We start from the raw sequence: 670 nt of genomic DNA on the forward strand, positions 1-670 counted from the left end.
GAACGAGACGCCCTTCAGGACCTTGATCGTGCCGAGCGTCTTTTCGATGCCGACCGCCTCTAGCGCCACGGGCTTGTTTGGTCTTGTGTCAAGCAAGGCTTCACTCCCGCCGAGGGCGATGAAAAGGGGTGGTTTGGCCCTAGGGTCTGTCATCGTAATCCGTTTGGGGATGGCGCGAGCGGATTTCGTGTCCCGGCAGGCAAAACGACCGCCGCGGTGTCCGCCACCACAAGGGAGTTTCGACGAACCCGGACGCGAAATCCGCCGCGTCCCGAAGGGATATGGTGCAAATCGACCATCTCTGCGTCGCGGACGCCTCGACGGAGGGCAACTCCGCCTTCGGGTACACACCTGGAACTGATCGATCTACCCTCATACTACGCCCCAAACTAATTATGAGTACGGACCCTATCCGCCCGAAGCTATGCGGCGGGTGAGGCTTTGACGCAGCGCCCGGCCGGTCGCCTCCAGTTCGCTGGTGCGAACGCGCAGGAGGTCGAGGCCGAAAAGCTCTCGCATCATGCTGGCGCAGGTCTGTGTATAGACGATCGTGCCGTCCGCCTCGATGCTTTCGACGCCGCCGGCGCGCTGGCCCGCAAGGTTCATGGCGTCCGCCGCCACTTCGTCGAGGCCCGGAACCGGCACGAGTTCCAGCCGATCCGCATAGAGC

The 670-nt window shown here is 63.0% G+C and carries 1 protein-coding gene; it reads right to left on the reverse strand.

What is annotated here, in order from left to right; genetic code table 11:
* Positions 1 to 408: 408 nt before the first annotated feature.
* The coding region (locus EN935_RS41250) for a hypothetical protein (RefSeq protein WP_164771875.1) at positions 409 to 670 on the reverse strand (262 nt) is incomplete at its 5' end.

Source organism: Mesorhizobium sp. M7D.F.Ca.US.004.03.1.1 (assembly GCF_003998635.1).
Taxonomy (GTDB): Bacteria; Pseudomonadota; Alphaproteobacteria; order Rhizobiales; family Rhizobiaceae; genus Mesorhizobium; species Mesorhizobium loti.